Annotated in this window: 15 protein-coding genes; 2 read left to right on the plus strand and 13 right to left on the minus strand. The window is 48.5% G+C overall.

Annotation, left to right across the window (positions count from 1 at the left end):
• Nucleotides 1–28 precede the first annotated feature (28 nt).
• Both OP864_RS08170 and OP864_RS08175 read right to left on the minus strand, forming a co-directional pair.
• Nucleotides 29–2,098 carry a tetratricopeptide repeat protein gene (locus OP864_RS08170; RefSeq protein ID WP_270100713.1) on the minus strand — a complete coding sequence of 690 codons (2,070 nt, stop codon included), beginning with the start codon at nucleotides 2,096–2,098 and terminating at the stop codon, nucleotides 29–31.
• Nucleotides 2,099–2,357: 259 nt separating this feature from the next.
• Nucleotides 2,358–3,830 carry an alpha/beta hydrolase family protein gene (locus tag OP864_RS08175; protein WP_270100714.1) on the minus strand — a complete coding sequence of 491 codons (1,473 nt, stop codon included), beginning with the start codon at nucleotides 3,828–3,830 and terminating at the stop codon, nucleotides 2,358–2,360.
• A gap of 231 nt (nucleotides 3,831–4,061) precedes the next feature.
• Between OP864_RS08175 and OP864_RS08180 the strand changes: the two genes are divergently transcribed.
• Nucleotides 4,062–6,134 (plus strand): alanine/glycine:cation symporter family protein, encoded by a 2,073-nt coding sequence (locus OP864_RS08180; protein WP_270100715.1) that lies wholly within the window; start codon nucleotides 4,062–4,064, stop codon nucleotides 6,132–6,134.
• A gap of 285 nt (nucleotides 6,135–6,419) precedes the next feature.
• On the plus strand, nucleotides 6,420–7,121 hold the full coding sequence (locus OP864_RS08185; protein WP_270100716.1) for an SDR family NAD(P)-dependent oxidoreductase: 702 nt from the start codon (nucleotides 6,420–6,422) through the stop codon (nucleotides 7,119–7,121).
• Here the strand turns inward: OP864_RS08185 and OP864_RS08190 are convergent.
• From OP864_RS08190 to OP864_RS08240, 11 genes are all read right to left on the minus strand, one after another.
• On the minus strand, nucleotides 7,118–8,275 hold the full coding sequence (locus OP864_RS08190; protein ID WP_270100717.1) for a DNA polymerase III subunit: 1,158 nt from the start codon (nucleotides 8,273–8,275) through the stop codon (nucleotides 7,118–7,120). The two genes, OP864_RS08185 and OP864_RS08190, sit on opposite strands and share 4 nt — an antisense overlap.
• Before the next feature lie 185 nt (nucleotides 8,276–8,460).
• Complete coding sequence (locus OP864_RS08195; RefSeq protein WP_270100718.1) at nucleotides 8,461–9,504, minus strand: glycoside hydrolase family 73 protein; 1,044 nt, start codon at nucleotides 9,502–9,504, stop codon at nucleotides 8,461–8,463.
• Nucleotides 9,505–9,510: 6 nt separating this feature from the next.
• A complete protein-coding gene (locus OP864_RS08200; RefSeq protein WP_270100719.1) occupies nucleotides 9,511–10,497 on the minus strand; it encodes a polyprenyl synthetase family protein in 987 nt (328 codons plus the stop codon).
• A 25-nt stretch (nucleotides 10,498–10,522) separates the two neighbouring features.
• The gene (locus OP864_RS08205) at nucleotides 10,523–10,939 is read right to left on the minus strand and encodes a hypothetical protein (protein WP_270100720.1); all 417 of its coding nucleotides are present in this window, start codon (nucleotides 10,937–10,939) and stop codon (nucleotides 10,523–10,525) included.
• A complete protein-coding gene (pheS, locus tag OP864_RS08210) occupies nucleotides 10,932–11,969 on the minus strand; it encodes a phenylalanine--tRNA ligase subunit alpha (RefSeq protein WP_015692435.1) in 1,038 nt (345 codons plus the stop codon). The genes OP864_RS08205 and pheS overlap by 8 nt, the downstream gene beginning before the upstream one ends.
• Nucleotides 11,970–12,192: 223 nt before the next feature.
• Nucleotides 12,193–12,402 (minus strand): hypothetical protein, encoded by a 210-nt coding sequence (locus OP864_RS08215; protein WP_270100721.1) that lies wholly within the window; start codon nucleotides 12,400–12,402, stop codon nucleotides 12,193–12,195.
• Between the two features lie 191 nt (nucleotides 12,403–12,593).
• Entirely contained in the window at nucleotides 12,594–12,998 is a 405-nt protein-coding gene (locus OP864_RS08220; RefSeq protein WP_015692438.1) for a hypothetical protein, read from the minus strand.
• A 422-nt stretch (nucleotides 12,999–13,420) separates the two neighbouring features.
• Nucleotides 13,421–13,897 carry a hypothetical protein gene (locus OP864_RS08225; protein ID WP_270100722.1) on the minus strand — a complete coding sequence of 159 codons (477 nt, stop codon included), beginning with the start codon at nucleotides 13,895–13,897 and terminating at the stop codon, nucleotides 13,421–13,423.
• 128 nt (nucleotides 13,898–14,025) lie between these two features.
• Entirely contained in the window at nucleotides 14,026–14,982 is a 957-nt protein-coding gene (locus OP864_RS08230) for a PorP/SprF family type IX secretion system membrane protein (RefSeq protein WP_270100723.1), read from the minus strand.
• An 11-nt stretch (nucleotides 14,983–14,993) separates the two neighbouring features.
• Nucleotides 14,994–16,286 (minus strand): T9SS type B sorting domain-containing protein, encoded by a 1,293-nt coding sequence (locus OP864_RS08235; RefSeq protein ID WP_270100724.1) that lies wholly within the window; start codon nucleotides 16,284–16,286, stop codon nucleotides 14,994–14,996.
• A gap of 390 nt (nucleotides 16,287–16,676) precedes the next feature.
• Nucleotides 16,677–19,067 carry a phage tail-like protein gene (locus OP864_RS08240; RefSeq protein WP_270100725.1) on the minus strand — a complete coding sequence of 797 codons (2,391 nt, stop codon included), beginning with the start codon at nucleotides 19,065–19,067 and terminating at the stop codon, nucleotides 16,677–16,679.
• Between the last annotated feature and the right edge of the window lie 126 nt (nucleotides 19,068–19,193).

A 19,193-nucleotide genomic window follows, 5' to 3' on the forward strand; every position in this document is an offset into this window, starting at 1 on the left:
AATCCCTTGGGGGAGCTTGGGCCATTTTTTACTGCCCTAAAGCCTGATAACAAGCATTCAACCGGCCCGTAATAGCGGGGTTTTCTGGGGCCAGCTTTTTCGCCGCCTGAAAATACTGAATGGCCGCAGCATACTGCTTCTCTTCGGCCAAAAGCACTCCCAAACCAAAGAGCGACTCCAAGTTTTCGGGCGCTAGGGCGAGCGCTTGCTCAAAGGCCATTTTTCCTGTTTTAAAGGCTTGGGCCTTTTGCTCTTCCGAGCTTTTGGGGTCCAAATATTGGCGGGCGGCCAAACGGCCCTGCACGCTATAAGCCATGGCCTTATCTGGATGTTGCAAGGCTTTTTTTAGGGCCTTTTGGGCCAACTCCTGCTCATCCAAAGCATAATAGAGATGAGCGCCAATGGCCCATTGATTGACTTCGGGATTCTCCTCATTTTTAAAAAATGGGTAAAGCATTTTGGTCAGGGCCAAAGGAACCGCTGAAGAAGTAGAGCGCCCCCAAGCTTCAAAAACAGCCTTTTTAGCGGTCTGTGTCAAGCCCTTTTCGGCAATGAGCTGCTCATATTTGGGCAGGCGTTTTACATAAACCATGGCCACAGGGTCGGCATAGACCAAAACATAATTAGGGCTATCATGCAAATGCACATAAAGGGTGGGAATCTGCTCAATTGGGCGGCGGAGCAAGACCACATACTCAAAATTGTATTTTTGGTCCTCCGTATCAAAAAGAGCGGGATTTTGCAGCAGCTTTTCGTATTGGGCAAAAAAATCGGCCGGAAAAATATCGAGGTCTCTAAGGTCAATATAAGTCTTAAAGTCGGGCTGTAGCCGCCAAAGTAAATAAGCAGAGCTCAGATAATCGGCAAAGCCGCGGCCATTGATGTTTTCTTGGGCCATAAATTCGGCCGCTTTGATGGGGTTATGGCTATTAAGGACCTGCAAGCCAAATTGGTCGCGGCTCTCTATCCATTTATGATAGTGGCCAGAAACGATTAGGCCATAAGAGCTAGCCAAACTTAGAGCGAGCCCAAGACTTAGGGCCATTTTCCAGCTTTTTGGGACCAAAGGACGGAGCAGGCGCTCCAAAAGAGCCAAAAGAAAAGGAGCCGAGGCCAAAAGGAAGAAAGGAATATTTCTGTAGGCCGTCAAGCTAAGGTAAAAGAGTAGGGCGGGCAAGACCAAGTTTGGCCAGCCGAGCAACTGCCCAACTTTTGGCCGGCCCTCTTTGGAGCCAAAGAGCAAAAGGCCCAAAAACAGCAGGGCGGCGCCCAGGAAAAATAAATTGATATAGGCCTCTTTCATCCAGTAGCTGGCCTCTAAATAAGAATTGAGCTCACTGGTATATTTGTTATTCTGAAGTTGTCCAAAAATATTAAAAGGGTGGGCCCACATACTGATGCCTCTGGGGTTTATGGGAATCACTAGCAGAGCGCCTAAAATGGCTAGGGTTTGTTTTTTGGGCAGGGCTGTTTTTTTACCCATTAAAAAGTATTGCGCCCAACTGCTGCCCAAAACGGCAAACATCAGGACCATCCCGATACCAAAGGCTTCATGCAAATTGGTCCAAAGCAGTTGTAAAGGGATCAGCCAAAAGATGCCATTATGCTCTGTTTTTTGGCTTTGGCGCAAAAAGAGGAAAAGATAAACAGCCACCAAAAGGTGCGAGCTCATTTCGGGCCGACCAATAAGGCGAAAATCCAGCCCAAATAGCAAGATCGGCAAGCCGATAGCAAAGGCCCAAGCCATACTTAATCCATTACGCTTAGGCGCAAGCAGACGGGCCGAAGCGGCAGAAAAATACATCAAGCCCAAACTTACTAGAGCTTGGAGTACAAAGACCATTTCTGGCCCTCCCATCTTTTTGAAGGCGACAATAATGACCTCAAACAGCCATTTGACGTTAATCCAGTCTCGGCCCTCTTGGGTATAGGAAAAAGGGTCAGAATAAGTTACTGCGCCATTTTCCCAGATCCATTCTCCTGTGTGGTACATCCACCACAAATCGGGTTCGCGGATAGATTTAAAAGAAAGGGCCATGCCCAATAAAAACAGAAGGAAAAAGAGTAGCCATTTGGGCCCATGCTGTTTCCAGTTCATTGTTCCATTAAGTTTAAGGTCTCAAAATAGTGGTAGAGGGGGGGGACTTAGAGCAGAGAGGGACCCAAAGGCCCAGCGCTGCGGAGCGGGTGGCCGAAGGCCAGACCGAGTTTTTTGAGCAAAGCGAAAAAAACGAAGGGCCGAGCAGACCTGCGAGCCCCGCAGCATAGCGGCGGCCGACCTAGGCGAAGCCTAGCCGGCCGCGGGCCCCAAAATACAAGTTCGTGACAAAAACAAAGGAGATAAAAGGGCCAAATCTTTAATGTTTGTGTTCATCTTCTAGTGCAAAACGCTCTTCTAGCCATTCTTGCATGGCTTTTAGGACCTCGGGGGCAAAGGTTTCCTCTAGCAGTTGGTACTCGGCAATTGTGCAGCTCTCGCAATGCTGAAAAAGGTGGTTGAGGCGGGGCAGTAAAACCACCGCGGTGGGGTATTTTTCCTTTTGCAAGAGCAATTGAGAGATGCGCTCGAGGTTTTCGGGCCCCGCCACCTGAATATCTTCGCCGCCATTGAGGGCCAGTAAAGGGCAGCGCAGGCGCTTGAGGTATTTTTTGGGGTCTATGCGTAGAAAACTGCGAAACCAAGGGGCATAGAGGGCCTTTCCTAGTTGTTCTACGCCCGTTTCTACTAGGCCAATTTCGGCCAATTGGAGGCGTTCTTTTTGGGGGAGACCGCGCCAAATATCGAGAATATCAGCCACAAACTTATCCTCACTTTTGCGGTCTTTTTTGACCGCCCTAGCATAGCAACTGATCAAGAAATTGCGCTGCGTTTCTAGGCTTTCTTCGGCAATATCAGCCTGTTTGCCCAAATCGTAATTTTGCTGCAACATCAGCTCCTTGATGGGCAGGGCGGGCCCTGCCAGCGAGACCACCGCCCCTAGTTTTTTGCCCCATTTGGCGCCAAGCATAAAGCCAATCAGGCCGCCTTCGCTATGGCCCATAACGACCAACTGCTCCTTATTGATTCTGGGGTCTTGGCTGAGGTACTGTAGGCAAGCATCGGCATCTTGGGCCAAATCATGGGTCGTACTGCCTGCAAATTGACCCTCAGATTTTCCTGTGCCACGGTCATCGTAGCGGAAAACGGCAAAGCCACGGCGGCTAAAATGGTCGGCAATAACGGCAAAAGGCTGATGGCCAAAAAATTCGGAATTTCGATCTTGTGGTCCACTGCCCGAAATGAGCAAAATGGCCGGGACCTTGCTGCTATCTGTGGCATTGGGCGGAAGCGTCAGCGTCCCTTCTAGGCGGATATTCGTTTTGGGCGTAATCACATAATGTTGCTCCTCGATATAGGGAAATGGCGGCTGAGGCGTTTGGGGGCGCTTGGGCGCCTGCGGCAGCTCATCGGCCCCTACCTTTTTAAACAGAAGGGGGAGGCTAAGGCCGTTTTGCTTCCATTGGCCTTTGATGCCTTCAGCTGACCATTGGCCTTCATAAATAATATTGGCCAAGGCCCAGCTCGCTTTGAGCTTAGGCCCATCAATCTCTATTTCATCAAATTTGAGATCAAACTGCCCCTGCTTGGGGCTATCCATCAAGAGCGCTAACTCCCCAGCTTCTAGGCGAATATGAAAAACAACCGGAATTTCCATGCCTTGTACCTCTAGCGTTCCGCTCCAATCCCCCAACCAATCGGTCTGAGTTTGAGCAGTGAGTAAAAAAGGAAGAGACAGGCATAGAAGAAATAGGCCGATCTGTCTGAAAAAACTAAAAATATATGCGTGCATTTTTGTCAATTTTAAACAAAATAGTACTTTTTGAGCCCCTCGAGAAATAAAAAAAGGCAATCGCTTAGCAGCTCCAAACATAGAATGCAGTATCTTAAGCAGAGAAAGCAAAATTTAGGGAAAGGATCCCCAACAGTTCAGGATGGCCAAAGGCTATCCTTTCAATTTTATATAAACAACGGCTGGCATCCTCTTTTGGCCGCCCGTTAAAAAACGAAATTCTTAAAGAGTATGAGAAAATACGCCTTACTATTCCTCTTTGCCTTTTTGGCCCAGATGAGTATTGCGCAACCTATGCAAAAAACGCTGGTAGATGAAGATACCGATATCTCCTTCTACCCCGTAGATAAGCAAATTGACCTGCGCTTTACGCCTACCTCCAACTTTATTCAGAGCATCGTTTTTGCCTCCTTTAAAGTGAAAAACCGCTACGATTACTACTCGCAAAAGGAGCGAGAGGATGGCAATAAGTACAAGTACTTTGTCAAAGTAGAAGATTCTACCAGCTACCACAGCCAAAAGGCAGAAGGGGGCGGAGGCTTCATCGAGATGTCGCCCGAAGGTAAGCAGTATTTTGTGGCCCTAGCGGGAAAAAAAGCCGCAGAGAAGTTTGCCGCCGCCAAAAAGGACGGCAAAGAGGGCGTTCAGCAAATTAAGCGCAAACGCAGCTATATGGATCAGTCGCCTTATGAGGTGACCACCGAGCTAGCCGATGGTACCGAGTTTAGCATCAAGTACCTCAATGAAAATAGCTTTAATCTGAGCTATCAGCTAACGGAAGCAGGCAAGACCTACAGCATTAGCCAGAATATGAATTTTGGCGAAACCTATAAGGTCAAAGATCAGGATTTTAGCCTGAAATTGACCAATAAGGAGCTAGCCGCCCAACAAACAGAACCCATCGTTTTGGTCGCTAGTAGTATCAAAATGCCTTTTGTGCTTTTGATTTTGCTCTTGGGGGCCCTCTTCTTTACGGTCTATTTTAAGTTCCCCAATATTACCCGCATCGGCTTGGCAATCAATACGGTAAGAGGAAAGTATTATAGCCCAGAAAATCATATGGATGAGGATAATCCCGATACCATCAAAGATGAGTCTGTAGATGGAGAGGTAACGCCCTTTCAAGCTCTTTCTGCCGCTCTTTCGGCTACGGTGGGGCTCGGAAATATCGCCGGGGTGGCTATCGCCATTTCTTTGGGTGGACCAGGCGCTACGCTCTGGATGATCGTTGCGGGCTTGCTCGGTATGGCTTCTAAGTTTACCGAATGTACGCTTGGTGTAAAATATAGAGAAATTGATGCCGAAGGGACCATCCATGGCGGACCTATGTATTACCTCTCTAAAGGGCTAGCCGATAAGGGCCTTGCTGGCCTCGGAAAGGTATTCGCCGTTTTCTTCGCTATTATGTGTGTAGGTGGCTCTTTTGGTGGCGGAAATATGTTCCAGGCTAACCAAGCTGCTTCTCAGGTCTTGGGCACTTTTGGCATTGAAGGCGGTGCCGGTGGCTTTATCTTTGGCCTGATTACCGCCGTTTTGGTGGCAATCGTGATTATTGGTGGGATTAAGCGAATTGGTAAAGTGGCCGAAACAATTGTTCCTTTTATGGCGGTTCTTTATGTCGGTAGCGCACTCATCGTAATTGCGATGAATGCTGGCCAAATTCCTACCGCTTTCGGCCTTATTTTCGACGAGGCGCTCAATCCCCCCGCTATGTTTGGTGGTTTTGTTGGCGTTCTCATTACGGGTTTCCAACGAGCGGCTTTCTCTAATGAAGCTGGCGTAGGTTCTGCCGCTATTGCTCACTCTGCCGTAAAAACAGCTTATCCCGCTAGTGAAGGGGTGGTGGCTCTCCTCGAGCCTTTTATCGATACCGTGATTATTTGTACCATCACCGCTTTGGTCATTATCATTACGGGCCAATACGAAAACCTAGATGGCATCGATGGGGTGAGTATGACTTCTAACGCCTTTGCTACGGCCTTGCCTTGGTTCCCTTATGTACTTACTTTGGCGGTGGCCCTTTTTGCCTTTTCTACCATGCTCTCTTGGTCTTATTATGGCCTACAAGCCTGGAAGTTCCTCTTTGGTAAGTCTAAGGCGATGGACCTCACCTATAAGGTGCTATTTTGCATTTTTGTTGTCATTGGCGCTTCTGCCAGCCTTGGCTCGGTTATCGGTTTTTCCGATGCCATGATTTTTGCCATGGTGTTCCCCAATATGATCGGCCTGATCATTTTGGCGCCCACGGTTCGCAAGGAGGTAAAACGCTATGTAGCCGATATTAAAGCCGGTAAATTGGGCTAAATCATTAGCTTGATGTTTACGGTCAACGTCTCTTTCCAATTTCGGGAAGAGACGTTTTTTTTGGGGCCTCCTGCCTGCGGCAGGCGCTACGTTTCGCAGCTCGCAGGTCTGCTCGGCCCTTCGCCGCCTGCGGCGGCTCGGTCTGGCCTGACGGCCACTGCTGCACATCGCTAGGCCAGTTTGGCCTGCGGCCAAAGGCGGCCAAGCCGCCTAGCGCTGCCCCAAATACAACCATTTGATTTAGCTGTTGTTTATAAAGCATCAATAAGCTTAAAACAATCCATTATGCAAGGAAAATCAATACTCATTATTGGCGCTAGCCGCGGCATTGGCGCGGCCTTGGCCCAAAAACTCCAAGCCGCAGGGGCTCAAGTGTATAATGCCAGCCGCTCGGCAGAGGGTCTAGGCAAAAATATTAGCTACGATGCCCTACAGGATGATCCCAAGGCGCTTTTGGCCCAATTGCCCAGCCAGCTAGATGGCCTGGTCTATTGCCCCGGAAGCATCAATTTACGGCCCTTCCACCGCATCAAAGAAGAACAGTTTAATCAAGAATTTGAGCTGAATGTCATGGGGGCGGTTCGTCTGCTACAAGCGGCTTTGCCCCAACTCAAAAAGGCCGAAGCAGGCGCTTCTGTGGTCCTTTTTAGTACGGTGGCGGTAAAACTGGGCATGCCCTTTCATAGCTCTATTGCTATGGCCAAAGGCGCCCTAGAGGGCCTCACCAAATCCCTAGCTGCCGAATGGGCCAGCCATAATATTCGCCTCAATGCAATTGCTCCTTCTCTAACTAATACCGATTTGGCCGAGCGTTTACTCAATACAGAAGCCAAGCAGGAGTCTGCCGCCAAACGCCACCCTTTGGGCCGCATCGGCCAGCCCCAAGATATCGCTAGCTTGGCCTATTATCTTCTGGACCAAAATAGCCAATGGATGACGGGCCAAATTTTAGGCTTAGATGGCGGCATGGGCAGCCTAAAGGTCTAAAGTGGCTTAAAAATGCGATGAATTTTAATGGAGAGGTCCAAAAAAAGGACCTTGGGATGAGCGTTCCGCTCAATAAAATACAGATGATCGTTAAAGAGCTGTTGCAGCTTATCAATAGCGGGCAAGGGAAGCAATTTTGCTAGGCCCTGGGCCGCCTTTTGGTCCTGCGCCGATAGGCGCAAACCACTAGCGGGAAAACCCGCCTGCAGTAGACTGAGCTCTCTAAGGAAAAATAGGCCGTATTCCAAAAAGAGCAGCTGCTCTTTACGGCCTGTTTTACTGCCCTTTTTGCCCTCTTTGGGGTGCTTGCCCGTTACAAATTGCTCTACCCAATAGACCATAGGGCCACGGCCCTGATAACAGGCGCGGAGCCAGCCCGCAAAGGCTTGCCCCAGTTGCTGCTCTTCTTGGTTTTGGCCACTGGCCAGCTGTTTGGCTTTTCGGTAGTTGCCCTCCGAAAGGTAGGCCACCTCTTTGGCCGTTTGTGTAGGAACGCCCTCCTGGACCAAAGCCTCGGCAATTAGCTCATCGTCTAAGGCGGGTAGTTTGAGCAACTGGCAGCGAGAGAGGATGGTGTTGAGAATAAGCTCGGCTCGTTCGGCAACTAAGAGAAAGACGGTATTGGGCTCGGGCTCTTCAATGAGTTTGAGCAGGCGGTTGCCCTCCTTGTCCAAATATTCGGGCATCCAGAGCAAAAGGATTTTAAAGCGGCCCTCTACCCGGGTAAAGCTAAATTTGCGCACAATATCCACGCACTCCCGCTTATTGATATTACCCCTTTGGTTATTGGCCCCCAAATAAAAAAGCCAATCGTTCATATTGACATAAGGGCCTTTTTCTTCTAGCATTTTGCGCCATTCCTTAATATGGTCGCTGCTGACGGCTTTGCTATCAATATTGGGGTAAGAAAAGTGGAGATCTGGATGAATATTTCTCTGCACCTTTTTGCAGGCATTACATTGCCCACAGGCATCGGCAATGCCAGACTCATTTTTCTCGCAAAGGAGGTATTGGCTATAGGCGAGGGCGAGGGCCAGGCCACCCGCCCCTTCTGGTCCCACAAAAATTTGGGCATGAGCGGTGCGCTCATGTTCATAAGAAACTTTAAGTTGCTCTATAGCGGCCTTCTGGCCCAATACGTCCTTAAATTGCATAGTACAAATTTCTTTTTGGGCAATCGGCCCGCTTTATACGGCCGAAGGCCGTAAATGGCCTAGCGATGCGGCGGGGTGGCCGTCAGGCCAGACCAAGGCGGCAAAGCCGCCGCAGGGCCGAGCAGACCTGCGAGCCCCAAAGCGTAGCGCCGAGGAGCGAAGCGAGGCGGAGGCCCCAAAACTATCTACTTCTCCTTCTTCAATCGGATTTTATTGCCTGTTTGGGGAAGCGTTTTTCGGTAGATTTTATTCAGCTTTTCGAGTGATTTTAGGCGGATGCCATAATACTGAGAAACGGCCCGCAAATCTTGTCCTTTTCTGAGGATATGAAAATGCTGCTTGCCCGTATAGCGTTTCTTTTTGCGTTGGAGAAAGACGTATTGTCCCGCCCTAGGGCGGCCCTGCTCGGCAAAATCGTTGTAGCGCTCTAGCTTTTTGAGCTTAATATCGGCTCTTTGGGCCAGCTCGTGGAGGCTTTCGCCAACTTGTAGGACCATCGCTTTACGGCCATTGACCTCAATAATGCCCTTGGGCAACTCGAGCTCTACGGTATCCTTAATTTCTCCGAAGGGGTCGGGAATGCGAATCGCCAGCCGCTCTTCTGGTCCCTTGACACTATCTTTGGGCGGCGGTTGCAGATTGAAAATACTGTCTAATTCGCCTGGGGCCAGTTGTAAATCCTGAAAAGAGAGATGGTCCAGACGATAAAGCTCATAGCGCTCAATGATGCTAATGAGATTTTTGCTATAGGTTTTTGCGGTGGCATAACCCGCCTTTTGCAGCCCTTTGGCCCAAGCTTTATAATCGGTTTTATCGAGATCGAAGAGAAAGCCGTAGCGCCAAGCTTTTTTGGGGTTGCGCAAAAACTCGCTATGAGCGATATAAGATTTTTCGGCTTGGTCATAAACTCGAAAGCAAGACTTGACCGTCTCATCATCCCAGAGATAAAAACTGGGGCCATCCCAATGCTTTTTTCCGCCGCATTTGATTCCAAAATGGTTATTGGCTTGAATGGCCAGTTGGCTAGCGCCAGAGCCTGATTCTAGAATACCTTGAGCCATTTTGATACTAGCGGGAATACCCGCTCGGTCCATTTCGGCAATAGCGATATGCTGAAACTGCAAGATATAAGCCTGCGTTTTGGCGGGGTCCAAATCCTCTATAGAAAAGGGCTTGGCCCAACTACTGGCTAGGGAAAAAAGGCAGAGAAAAAAAGCAAGGGATTTCATGGCGCATTAGTGTTGGCGTTGCATGATGAAATTGAGAAACTGATAAAGAGGTGCCTTATCCGTTTGGCTTTTGGGGAGTTGGTCCAAGAAAGAAACGGCTTTGAGTCGGTAAGCCTCTACAGCTTGGCCAAGGGCGGCTTTGGCGCCAGAGCGCTCAAAAATAGCCTTAACGGTTTCGATTTTCTCCTCTTCTTTTTCGGCTGGGCAAGCTTGCTGATAAAGGGCCAATAACTGTTCTTTATCGGCGGTTGTGCCTAGCTCTAGGGCCTTAATATAAAGGACCGTCTTTTTATTTTGCAGAATATCTCCGCCGATGCGTTTGCCAAAGGTGGCGGCATCGCCAAAGCTATCGAGATAATCGTCTTGGAGTTGGAAGGCGATGCCCATATTTCGGCCAAATTCGCCTAATAGTTCGGCCTCTTCGGCTGGGGCTTGGCCAATGAGGGCGCCCATTTTCATGGCGCCATAGAGCAGCACTGAGGTTTTGAGCTCAATCATTTTGAGGTAGCTTTCTAGGGCTACGCTCTGCATTTGCTCAAAGTTCATATCCATTTGTTGGCCTTCACAAACGCCAATGGCCGTTTCATTGTAGCAATCGAGCAAGGCGGCTAAATTTCCGCTGGCCGATTGGGCCAGGTACTTATAGCTATAGACCAGCATCACATCTCCAGAGAGGATAGCGGTATTGGTATCAAACTTTTTGTGCACCGTGGCCTTTCCTCTGCGCAAATCGGCCTGGTCCATAATATCGTCATGCATAAGCGAGAAATTATGGAAAAGCTCTATGGCATAGGCGGCGGGCAGGGCCGTTTCAATATTTTGGCCCAGATAGAGTTCTGCGGCCATTAATAGCAAAATGGGCCGCATTTGCTTGCCGCCCAAAGAAAGAATATAATCTAGGGGCTGATAAAGCTCCTGTGGTTGACCTTGGCCAAATTGTTCTTGGGCTGCATAGGCCCGATAAGCATTTTGGAGGCGTTGAAAAGCCTGCATAAGCGATTGGATTGAGGAAAGCTGTTTAGTAATTGTCTAAGTTGGCGACCACTAGCCATTTGCCTTCTCTTTGGACCATTTCAATATCTACGGCCTCCTGATTGGCATTACAGCAGAGTTGGCAGCTGGTGCTGCCGTCTTTTTCTTGGCAGTCCAGTTGGCTAAAATCAAAACGGACCTTATCGAGTAGGGCCTCTTTTTGTGTGGGCTTGGCCGACTTAAACTGTAGCTCGGTGGCAAAGTAGCGCAATTGTTCTTGGCTAGAGGGCTCGCAAAAGGCCTCAGCTTTGGCAAAGTCTTCGGCGGCTACAGCCGTATAAAAGGCTTTGATTGCCGCTTGAGGAGTTTGTTGTTCTTGGCTATAATCTGGGCCTTCCCCCTGACAAGCGGTCAAGAGAGAAAGGCCCAAAATAAATAGCAAAATAGGCGTCCAATTAGGCATTGAGCACAGGATTAAATTGCTTGAGAAAACGCTGGTCGTTTTCAAAAAATAGGCGGATATCGTCTACCTCATATTTGAAAAGGGCAATGCGCTCAATTCCAATACCAAAGGCAAAACCAGTATATTCTTCGGGGTCAATGCCACAGTTTTCCAGCACTTTGGGGTCTACCATACCACAACCCAATACTTCTAGCCAGCCCGTGCCCTTAGTCAGGCGGCGGTCCCGCTCAGTTTCTAGGCCCAAATAAACGTCCATTTCGGCACTAGGCTCTGTAAATGGAAAATAAGAGGGGCGCAGGCGGATATTGGTGGCGCCAAACATTTCTTTGGCAAAATAGTAAAGCGTCTGCCGAAGGTCGGCAAAGCTGACATCCTTGGCCACATAAAGGCCCTCAATTTGGTGGAATTGGCAGTGTGAGCGAGCCGAAACGGTTTCGTTGCGGTACACTCGGCCGGGGGCCACAATGCGCAAAGGGGGCTTTTGCTTGAGCATGCTTCGGATCTGTACGGGAGAAGTATGCGTGCGCAAAACCATTTTTTCAGGATCTTTGACATAAAAAGTATCCTGCATATCGCGAGCGGGATGGTCCTCGGGGGTGCCCAAAGCCGTAAAGTTGGTCCAATCGTCCTCAATTTCACGTTCTTCGGCTACCGAAAAGCCAATGCGCTCAAAAATTTGCAACATTTCCTCCATGACCAAGGCCACAGGATGGCGGCTACCCCAGTTTTCTGGCTGGGCGGGAGCGGTCAGGTCAATGCGCTCATAGTTTTTCAATTCGGCTCGTTCTAGCGCTTCTTTTTTAGCATAAAACTTAGCTTCTGCCGCCTGCTTGATTTCATTGAGCAGTTGGCCATATTCTTTTTTGCGTTCGTTGGGGACATTTCGCATCTCGCCAAAAAGGGGCTTGAGTTGGTTTTTGGTCCCTAAAAATTTTAAACGAAACTGCTCTAGTTCTTCTTTATTTTGAGGCGCTGCTGCGGCCACTTCTTGGGCCAGCAGATTGGCCTTCTCAAAAGCCTCGATTTGCATTTTTTCTGGTATTTGGTTACTTCTTGCGAAGATAATGAACTTGTGTTAAAACTTGAGGGCCTTGGGGCTAAATCTAGTTTTTGCCTGCTTTTGTGGGCTGAAAATCAGGGAGCTTTTCTTTTTTTTTGGATTTGGGGCCCGCGGCCGGCTAGGCCTTTGGCCTAGGTCGGCCGCCGCTATGCTGCGCCGCTCGCAGGTCTGCTCGGCCCTTCACAAAACTTCGCTAACGCTCGTTTTGTTTGGTCTGGCCTGCGGCCACGGCTGCGCAGCGCTGGGCCAAGAAGCGGCTAGGGCCTGGGGGCATTTTGGGCGCTTCAGAAAAGTGCGGTTGTTGTTTAATCGGGCGGTTTTGGGGATTGGAGAGGGCCAAAACAACAACAACCGCCCTAGGGCGGTTGCTGTCCATAACGAACATCAAATAAACATTAAACAAAGGCTAAACTAGCCTTGCTTAATTTCTCTAGAAATGATTTTCTATTACCACAATTAAAAATGCCTAAAATTCATTTTTCATTAATGATGGAGCCCGTAGCGCCTAGCGTCCTTTAGGGGCGATAAGAGGGGACTACTCCCAATTACTACAGCGAATAAAGCTAAGCGATAGGGCTCCAATTTTTTTATTGCTTAGTGCAAATCAAGAATATAGAAGAAATAAAAGGCCGCAATTCGCCATCTGGCTGCTCCTCGAGCATTGCCCACCTTAGAACCTCTATAATAAACATCTCCGTCTGATTCTACTTCGCCAATTTTAGAGCCCTTGTAATAGACATCTCCATCTGACTCAATTTCTCCGATTTTGGAGCCTTTATAATAAACATCTCCGTCTGATTCCACTTCGCCAATTTTAGAGCCCTTATAATAGACGTCTCCATCCGACTCAAATTCAGCAATTTTAGAACCTTTGTAGTAGACATCTCCATCTGACTCAATAACACCAATTTTGGAGCCTTTGTAGTAGACAGATTGGGCCTGTGTAGCCGTGAACGATAGGGCCAGCAAAAGGGCCATGAAAAAAATACGCTTGAGCATAAAATATGGGTTGATGAATGAATTGGTCCTGCCACTAAAGGAAAAAAGACCAAGGAAATAATTTATAATAAGGTAGGGATTAAGCCGCAGTTTTGCTTAAAAAGTTGCTTCTATTTTGTTGTGTATTATAAAGATAGTAAACTAAATAATAAACGCAAATATTTTTAAGCGTTTTTCCTCCTTTTTATCTTATTGAGCAGTTAGTTTTGGATGTAGGGCAGGCGGCGAAGCCGCCTGCAAAGGGCCGAAGGCCCGCGGCCTAGGGGCCTGAAAGGGTGGCCGCAGGCCAGACCGAGCCGCTGAAAGCGGCGAAGGGCCGAGCAGCCCTGCGAGCCCTGCAAGGGCCCGGCCGCCGAAGGCGGCAGGCCCCAAAAAGGCATAAAAAAAGCCAGTCAAGCATAAAGCAGACTGGCGGATAGGGATTATTTTTTGGTCTTCGCCTCATTGAGTTGGAGTAAAAACTGCAGGAGGTCGGGATGTTTTTCTAGGTAATACTTCCAGTAATGGCTACGGATAAAAGAGACCGATTTGCCGAACTGGCCCTTTTCTTTAAAATGCAGCGTAACTCGGCTAAAGAGGAAGAGGTTGCTTTCCTCGAAATGTTCGAGACTGCCGTAGCTATACTTGACCGATTTGAAATAATTGGAAACATAGATATGTTCATCATCTAGGCCCACCCAGAGGTTGCGCATAAAAAAGAGGTAAAACAGCCCCAGCATAGAGATAAAAAAAGAGCTGAGGATAAGTTTTGCGCTTAGGGGGGAGAGGGGTTCTTGAATATCTTGGAGTGGCGAGAGCCAGACCACTAGGGTAAAGCCCCCGAAGAGGATCGTCCAGAGAAAGGGGAGAATAATTTTGGACAGGAAGGTCCAGCGAGAAGAAACAGTTTGTATAGCCATAATAGTGGGTAGTCTGCTAAATAGGGGGCAAAGATAAGAAGAATTGCATAAAAAAAGGCCGGCTACCCAAGTAGCCAACCTTTTAGTTGGGGAGTGAACTTATAGTCTGCGTCTTTCCAAGGCGCTAATTAGTGTCGGTAGTGCCAGCTATCCTTATTTTTATTAAAGGTAAAGGAGAGGCCTAGCTCATGGCTTTGGCCGAGTTGGTAGCTATATTGGCCAAAGGGCTGCGTAAAGGTATAGCCGATTTGGACCTGGCGGTTGTATCGGAAGCTAAAGTGGGTGAGGAAGCTGCCATTACTTACATAATTGGCCGAAACGCCCAGCATATTGTTCCAGATATAGCGCAGGCCTAAATTGACCTGCATAGGGGCGTTGGCGGCATATTTTACCCAAACAGAAGGAAAGAGGACCGAAGGGGTTTGTTTTTCCTTATGCAAAGGGATTCTTCCGCCCATTTGCAGTTGCACATGCGATGCTCTTTGGATAACGGAATACTGATTTTGGTTGGCGGTTTCAAACTTGCTTTGCAGTTGTAGCAATTGGTTGGCCGAGACGCCAAAATAGACATTATCGCCAATGTAGAGTAGGCCAGCGCTAGCGTCGGGCAGGATAACTTGGTCCTTTTGGCCCAAATCGACGGGGTCGCCAGCATCATTAAAGCTTAGTTTAGCGCCATCCAGCTCATATTGTTGGGCCGAAAGAGAGAGGCCTAGGGCAATGCGGTTTCGGCTAAACTTGGCGCGTTCATCCTCATCGCCAATTTGGATTTGGTAGGCATAGCTGGCCGAAATAGCGGTATAGGCACTAGGTCCAGTTTGGTCGCGGAGAATATGGCCGGCTAGGCCCATATTTTTTTTGTCCAAAAATTGTCGGTAGCCTAGGGCAAAGGTACGAGGGGCCTCCTCAATTTGTGTCCATTGATGGCGATAGCTAGCGCTTAGAATTTGCTGTCCATCCCAGCCCGCCATAGCGGGGTTGATCACAAAAGAGTTTTCGCTATACTCATTAAAAAGAGGCAGCTGTTGGGCCTGTAGGGAGTTGGTCAAGAAGGCCACTCCCAAGAAAAAATAAAGAAACTTCATAGGAGTAGATTTTAGTTACGAACAATCGTGACAGGGCCTGTCAGGCGGCCAAGGCTGCCTCCCAGATTAATCACATAATAATAGGTGCCATCGGGCAGGGTTTGTCCGCCAAATTTCCCGTTCCAGTTATTTTGGTAATCGTCTGATTCAAAAACGATATCGCCCCAGCGGTTAAAGATTTGGACCTGTCGTTTTTCTTGTAGGCTAATCAAATCAATGACCCAAAGGTCATTAATGCCATCATCATTTGGGCTAAAAGCAGAAGGGACCACAAACTCAAAGTCGGCCTTACAATTATAGACTGTATAAAAGGTATAATCGGTAAAATTGTCTAGTCCCTCGCGCAGGCTCAATTGGCCGTTAGAGTTGCCCAAACCGCCACTAATAAAGGGCTGGCAGTTGCCGGTATTATCCCAGGCGCCAATTTCCTCCATAGAGGGGGCCCCGCCCAAATCGTTGGGCCAGGTTCCGATATAGCGAACAATTTGCTGTTCGTTGGCATTAAAGTCGGGCCCTAGCATATTGCTATTTGATTGCAGTTGCAGACTAAGGTCGCTGCCGCCCATTTGCTCTTCTCGGATTTCCCAAGTTCGGCCAACAGAGGCATCATTGCGCAGGGCCCCCATTTCGCCATTTTCATAGACATTGGCAAAGAGGCGGACCCAATAGGCGTCTACATCTCCTTGGTTGCTAATTTGCGCAGGGCTATATTCGCCAGCGGCTAGGCCCAAGGGAAAATCTTTGCTTTCGCCATTGCCTAGGCCCTCAATAATGAGGAAATCGCCATCGGCAGAGCCCGCAATACCTTGGCTCACCACAAAGCTGTTATCGCCATAGCTCAGTAGCGTAGGAGCTTGGCCATTATCGCCCAAACGCAGGTTTTGTCCATCCAAAAAGAGCAGGCCCGCCTGAAGGTCCAGTTGCTGGCGCACATGGGCATCTTCTCCCAACAAATAGAGGCCATCACTATTATTGAGCATTAATTTGGGCAAAGAGGCCGAGGCCGCAGCCAATTGTTGGCTCTGCTGTTGGTTATAAAGTGTATTGGGCTGAATAAACTGTATTTCGCCTTCTCCAGGCAGCTGAGCAGCAGCTCCCTGCTGCCAGTTTTGGCCATAAAACTGCAGCTCTCCCTGAGCCGCAGAATGCAATTGCCCATCTAGTTGCATATTGCCAAAAACGGCCATTTTATCTGCCGAACCAATACTCATCTGGGCATTATCGGCCACATAAATGGCTTCTTGTGCCCAAATTGCAGCCGGCAGGCTCAATAAGGCCGAAAAAAGATAAGATCGTAATCGCATATCATTTTATCTTAAAAAGGGGGATGAATCTATACTCAGCCCCCTTAGGTCTTAGAAAGAATAATCTCATTAAAGTTTTGGGGCGTTACTCCTTACAGTCGTCGAAGACGGCTTGCAGCCTTGTTGTCCGCCTTCGGCAGGCGCTACGTTTACTCCCGTTGGTCGTCGAACTGTGGACTAAAGTCCTTGTTGTAGCAGCTCGCTGCTGTTTTGGGGCCTCCGCTGCGGCTTCGCCTTGCGGCGCTACGTTACAGGGCTCGCTGTTCGCTCGGCCCTTCGCTTTTTTCGCTTTGCTCAAAAAGCTCGGTCTGGCCTTCGGCCACCCTTTCACATCGCTAGGCCGTGGGCCCTTTGGGCCCTAGCGGGGGCAAGCCCCCGCTAGCTGGACCACTACTTTTTGTCGTTGAGCAATTGCTCTAGGCGCTGCATACGAGCTTCCAAATCAGAAAGCTTTTTGCTTTGGGCCTCAATAGTAGCTGCTTGCTCATCAATAATGAGTTGTTGTTCTTTGTTTACTTCAATCAAGATGGGAATGATACCGTCATAGTTCACCAAATAGTGGCCTTGGTCGCTTTGCTGTACCAACTCAGGAGCTACTTCCTTAAGCTCTTGGGCCATAATACCCAAAGTCGTGTTTGCAGGAGTTCCTTTTTTGATATCCTCTTCACACTGTTTGTAGGTATAGCGGTATCCGTTTAGTTTGCTAAGCGCCTGTAGACCCGTACCGGCTAGGGTTTGGATGTTGTGCTTGAGGTTGCGGTCAGAGGTTTGGAAGTACTGGCCGTTTTGTTCAATGTAAGCTACCTGAACATGTCCATCTTCTTCCCAGAACTGAATGAGGCGGCTATCACCAGGAGACATTAAGACCAGCCTATCGCCATCGGTAAACATACCGGTATCTTCTCCTGGGTCGGTTCCCCAGAATACGCCATTCGCACCAGAAAAGCTGCTGTTATTTAGGTCTCCTGTGCCATACTTAATTTCTGCATCTTTAGCAAAGGCAGAAATTTCGTAGTGCGTATTTGTAGATACAGTGGTCCAAACAGAAGTAGCAGTAGGTAGGGTCACCGAGTTCCCGCCAGCAATGCTCAAGGTAGAGCCAGAAACAGAAAGGGTCTGGTTGTCTGCGCCACTAATGTTAATAGAGTTTCCTCCAGCAATAGTCAAGACATCACCAGACAACGAAAGGGTTTGGTTGTCATTGTCTGTGGGCGTTTGCCAGCTTGCTAGACCTGTTGCATCAGAAGTGAGGACACGACCAGCGGCGGCCCCTGTACGCATACGGATTTGGCCATTAACATCTAGGCGGGCTGTGGGAGTGCTGGTGCCAAGCCCTAGGTCTCCTGTTTGAGTGAGGACCATGCGGGTAGTGGCACTACGGCCCGATGCCGTATGTATGCCTGTTCCTAAGGCAAATTTGAGTTTATTTTGGTCTCCTTCATCTAGAAAGATAGAGGCATCTTGGGCGGCTGTGTTGGTATAGAAACTATAGCCCGCCTGAGAGCTTCCGCCACCATTTGCATTAACAACAATACCGGCAAAGCCATTAGCAGTATTGCTACTAACTTCTACGGTAGACCAGGTTTCTGTACGGTTAGGACCAATTGCTGTAAAGTAAGAGTTGGGAGCCACATAAATTCTTGGGGTTGCGTTTGTCCCAATCTGAAAGCTTCTGTTATCTGCTGTGCCCAGATAATTGGAGGCATTAGTTCCTGTATTACCATTTAGGCCCCAAGCAGTAGGCAAAGTGACCGAGTTACCGCCAGTAATAGACAAATTGCTTCCAGACAAAGAAAGCGTTTGGTTGTCGGTATTGACACCTGCAATGTTTACCGAGTTCCCTCCAGCAATGCTCAAGCTAGAGCCAGATAATGCTAGCGTTTGGTTATCGGTATTATCTAGGTAAGGCGTAAGGTCAATGCTACCGCCATTAGAAACCGTTAGGGTATTCCCGCTCAGGGTAATAGTTTGGGCATCGGTATTGTCTAGATAAGGACTAAGGTCGATGCTGTTTCCATTAGAAATAGCGAGGGTGTTTCCTGTAAGCGTCACCGTTTGGTTATCGGTATTATCTAGATAGGGAGTAAGGTCTACCGAGTTGGCATTTTGGATAGAGAGGGTATTTCCAGAAAGAGCGATAGTTTGGTTATCGGTCCCTTGAGGAAGAGTGACGGTGTTACCGCCTGCAATAGTGAGGTCGGCCCCAGAAACAGAAAGCGTTTGGTTATCGGTATTGTCCAAATAAGGCGTAAGGTCAATGCTACCGCCATTAGAAACCGTTAGGGTATTCCCGCTCAGGGTAATAGTTTGGGCATCGGTATTGTCTAGATAAGGACTAAGGTCAACTGAGTTGGCATTTTGGATAGAGAGTGTATTTCCAGCCAGGTTAAGGTTTTGGTTATCGCTACCTGCGGGCAGCGTAATCGCATTTCCGCCTGAGATAGAGAGCACACCATTGTTAAGCGTTAGCGTTTGGGCATCTTCAATAGTTAACCAGCTATTGGCTACAGTATTCCAGTATTGGAACTGGTCGAGGTCGGAGTTAAAGATGAGGAGCGAGTTCGCATTTTGGGGGTCAAAGCCCGCTGCATTGCTAATATCATCTCGTTGGGTGGAGTTCATCCGAGGGATGAGGATACCCTTTTGTTGGCTTTCTAGCTCGAGCAGAGAGCTCTGTTGAATGCTATTGGGGTTGTCACCAATTTTAACTTGGGCCTTGAGGGTCCCCCAGCAGAGGCCAGCGGGGAGCAGCAGGGATAGGAGTAATTTTTTTGTTCTCATAGAATGCTGGTATATAGTGATTTATCTAGTTAAACTTTGCTCAAATATAGCTGTGGGAAGTTTGTGTTTCCTAAAAAAAGGATGTGACAAAAGGTAGACAAGCTATTTTTTAGCAAAAAAACTATG

Source organism: Saprospira grandis (assembly GCF_027594745.1).
Taxonomy (GTDB): Bacteria; Bacteroidota; Bacteroidia; order Chitinophagales; family Saprospiraceae; genus Saprospira; species Saprospira grandis.

Excerpts from the sequence above, each read along its gene's own strand:
- OP864_RS08170 (WP_270100713.1), bottom strand. The coding sequence starts at position 2,098 with ATGAACTGGAAACAGCATGGGCCCAAATGGCTACTCTTTTTCCTTCTG.
- OP864_RS08175 (WP_270100714.1), bottom strand. The coding sequence starts at position 3,830 with ATGCACGCATATATTTTTAGTTTTTTCAGACAGATCGGCCTATTTCTT.
- OP864_RS08180 (WP_270100715.1), top strand. The coding sequence starts at position 4,062 with ATGAGAAAATACGCCTTACTATTCCTCTTTGCCTTTTTGGCCCAGATG.
- OP864_RS08185 (WP_270100716.1), top strand. The coding sequence starts at position 6,420 with ATGCAAGGAAAATCAATACTCATTATTGGCGCTAGCCGCGGCATTGGC.
- OP864_RS08190 (WP_270100717.1), bottom strand. The coding sequence starts at position 8,275 with ATGCAATTTAAGGACGTATTGGGCCAGAAGGCCGCTATAGAGCAACTT.
- OP864_RS08195 (WP_270100718.1), bottom strand. The coding sequence starts at position 9,504 with ATGAAATCCCTTGCTTTTTTTCTCTGCCTTTTTTCCCTAGCCAGTAGT.
- OP864_RS08200 (WP_270100719.1), bottom strand. The coding sequence starts at position 10,497 with ATGCAGGCTTTTCAACGCCTCCAAAATGCTTATCGGGCCTATGCAGCC.
- OP864_RS08205 (WP_270100720.1), bottom strand. The coding sequence starts at position 10,939 with ATGCCTAATTGGACGCCTATTTTGCTATTTATTTTGGGCCTTTCTCTC.
- pheS (WP_015692435.1), bottom strand. The coding sequence starts at position 11,969 with ATGCAAATCGAGGCTTTTGAGAAGGCCAATCTGCTGGCCCAAGAAGTG.
- OP864_RS08220 (WP_015692438.1), bottom strand. The coding sequence starts at position 12,998 with ATGCTCAAGCGTATTTTTTTCATGGCCCTTTTGCTGGCCCTATCGTTC.
- OP864_RS08225 (WP_270100722.1), bottom strand. The coding sequence starts at position 13,897 with ATGGCTATACAAACTGTTTCTTCTCGCTGGACCTTCCTGTCCAAAATT.
- OP864_RS08230 (WP_270100723.1), bottom strand. The coding sequence starts at position 14,982 with ATGAAGTTTCTTTATTTTTTCTTGGGAGTGGCCTTCTTGACCAACTCC.
- OP864_RS08235 (WP_270100724.1), bottom strand. The coding sequence starts at position 16,286 with ATGCGATTACGATCTTATCTTTTTTCGGCCTTATTGAGCCTGCCGGCT.
- OP864_RS08240 (WP_270100725.1), bottom strand. The coding sequence starts at position 19,067 with ATGAGAACAAAAAAATTACTCCTATCCCTGCTGCTCCCCGCTGGCCTC.